Source organism: Kiritimatiellia bacterium (assembly GCA_028715905.1).
Taxonomy (GTDB): Bacteria; Verrucomicrobiota; Kiritimatiellia; order JAAZAB01; family JAAZAB01; genus JAQUQV01.
Genome location: JAQUQV010000126.1, coordinates 1 through 3053, shown reverse-complemented (window position 1 = coordinate 3053; position 3053 = coordinate 1). Strand labels below are relative to the sequence as shown.

Here is a 3053-nt window from a genome sequence, read left to right as displayed (position 1 = left end):
ATCCAAAATCCAAAATCGCAAATCGAAAATTGGCTGCAGGCAAAACCCGTGCCGGAATATTCGCGCTGGCGGCGGCGTGTTTGTTCACGGCCTGGAGCGGGCATGCGGCTGAAATGTTCGTGCCGAAAGCGGCCAAACCGCCGGTATTGGATGGCAAGATCAGCAATGAGGAATGGAACGGCGCGGGAAAGTCGGGCAAATTCATGATCCTTGGCGATCCCGCTAACGCGGCGACGGAACAGACCGAGGCTTTTGTCATGCGCGATGACAAAAATCTCTACGTCGCGTTTCGCTGTCATGAGTCGCATGTTGACAAAATAAAGGCGGTCGTGAAAGAGAGAAACGGACCGGTATGGGGTGATGACGACGTGGAATTTTTCATGTGTGAGGGAGAAAATCCCGTAAATTATCGCCAATTTGTGGTCAATTCTCTTGGTACCCAGTGGGATGACTGTATTGAAAAAGAAGGGGAATGGCAGGCAAAGGCGTTTGTCGGAACCAATTTCTGGTCGGTTGAAATGGCGATTTCATTTTCATATCTTGGCAGCCGGGGAGAGGATGGGCTGATATTTCGGGGGCATTTCTGCCGGGGACAGAAGTCAAAATCCGAAAACAGCGCCTGGCCGGCGATCGGGAGCGGTCTTTTTGCCGATATGGCGAATTCCGCGTTGATTGTGTTCGGGTCATTTACGGATGCGGCCATGCGCGAACTGGAGGGACTGGCCGGGAAAACGGAAGCGTTGGGAGTAAGCGTGGCCGGCGAGAAAGCCGGGATTCTGAAAGAAATCAAAGGGCTGGCGGAAGAGGTGAAGACCGGGAAAAAGCTGACATTCAGGGAGTGGCGCGGGGTTCAAAAGAGGATGTCTGAACTTGAAGATAAAAAAACGGCGCTGGAGGCAAAAATGGTTTCGGAGCGTTTTGCCGGCGCCGGCTCATCAAACAAGGTCTACCTGACTTCGGATGTTTCGCGCGGCGGGTATGAACTGCCGGAGGTGTGGGGAACGCGGATGATTTTAGGGAAGGATTTCTGGTTTGATATCCGCCATCTGCCGAACATATGGGAAGAGGCGGGACTGGAAAAAGAGCCTTTTATCAAAGAATCCCTGATGAGAATTGTTGTGGGAAGTAACAATAAGCAAATGGTTTTCGATCCCCGGTCGTCGGCATACCATGCGTTGAAAAAAACGTCTTGGCCTTTTATCCTGAGTGGTATTGATTTTACCGGTCCGATGGACATGGATTCCTCGGTTTGCCGTCGTTTTTTGGCGGAATACGGCCATAGATTCGCGGGATTTATGGCGGATGAATGTTTCGGGAACAAGTCCAGGGCAGTGGTTTGGGAGAAGATGGGCTTGCCGTTGCCGCAGACGAGGCAGGAGGCATACCTGGGGTTTGTGGCGGCTTACCTGGCGCATGACAATCGTTTTCGCAGTTGGGCGTTGACTATTCCTGAATTTCGTCCCTGGACATCGCCCGGAACCGCAACATATCTGGATCACCTGATACTGGAGATGGGCGCGCCGCTCACCGGCCAGGAAATCGGCGGCGCTTATTCAAGACAAATGGGGATGTGTTTTGCTTTTTCACGGGGCGCGGCGCGGCAATACGAAAAGCCGTGGCGGGTTTACGTGGCGGTGTGGTGTCCGGGAGTGCAGGGCGATTCGGAAATGAATTATCGCGATTTCCTGTCGCCGGAATGCAGAAGGTTTACCGACAGGAGTTCCAAAGGAAAATGGTCTTATGATCTGGGGCCCTACAGTGGGACATCGCTCTCGCTGCAGCGCCGTCAGTTATACGCCGCATACATGTCCGGTGTAAATATGATCAAGGACGAAAGCGATCCCCAGTTATTTATGGCCAATTACGATTATCGCGACATAGACAGAGTGAATCCGCTGGTGAAGGTGATGCGGGACAAGCCGTATCATCTCTCGCCCGCCGGCGCAATCAGGAAGGAACTGTATGACAATATCGTCAAAAAACATGCCCGCGGAACGGCCTACACGCCGGCGGCTCTGGTCTTTGACCGGCATCATGGATTTATACCGACATATAGCCGCACCCACCTTTTCGGCGTCCTGCCCTATACCGCCGGAGATTGCATGATGCTGGCGTTGGAGTCGGCGCTGTATCCGCTTTTATCGCCCGAAAATCTCCAGGCGCGCGCAACCGGGCCGTATGGGGACATGTTTGACGTGCTCACCAATAATTCTCGTTCGGAAACCTTGCAGGCCTACCGCGCGTTGATACTGGCGGGGGACGTGGACCTGGACGAGCGGAATCAGGCGGATAAGGCGCGGGAATCATGCATGTTTGCGAAACGGCTGATGGATTATGTTGAGAATGGCGGCACATTGATGATCAATGCCCGGCAAATCAGGGAAGGTGTGTTTCCAGATTCATTTCTTGGGTGCAAAATAACAAGCGAGAGGGTCGAAGGCCGGTTTGGCTACAGTCTGCTGGACGGCGCGGTCATCGCGGAAAACAAGCCGTTCAGTTATCAGCGGCTTGAGCCGAAGACGGCGGTTCCGCTGATTCTGCGCGCGGATGCCGACGGGAAGCGGGACGCGCTGGTTACGGCGAACAGATACGGGAAGGGGGTTGTCATACTGACCGCGCCGGATTACATGAAGGAGCCGGGAAACAAGGGCGGGATGTTGAACATGTTCGCCAATTTGATGGAGAATATGCGGGACGAATTACTGCCGGTCAAATGGGATGGCAAAGTGGAAGTTTTGGTGAACCGGAACAGCAGGGGTTGGGTGGTAACATTGATCAACAACGAGGGGGTGACCAAAAAGGGTGGACAAAAGGAAGAGATTGATGATACAAAGAAGGCTGATGTGAGGGTAATATTGAACAAGGCGGCCGGCGGCCTGGAGGTGAAGGAAATCGGGGAATGGGTCAAGGGAGAAAAGCCGGAGATGCGGAAAACGGATGACGGGGCCGAAGTCAAAATCACGGTGCCGTCGGGTGATATCCGCATCCTTGAATTTTGTTTATAATCGGCGCGCATGAGCAGGAGGTGCATGATGAGACGAATATTGATCGGA

The 3053-nt window shown here is 53.5% G+C and carries 1 protein-coding gene; it reads left to right on the top strand.

What is annotated here, in order from left to right; genetic code table 11:
* The first annotated feature begins 29 nt into the window (after nt 1-29).
* Complete coding sequence (locus tag PHP98_12095) at nt 30-3005, top strand: hypothetical protein (GenBank protein MDD5484369.1); 2976 nt, start codon at nt 30-32, stop codon at nt 3003-3005.
* Nucleotides 3006-3053 lie beyond the last annotated feature (48 nt).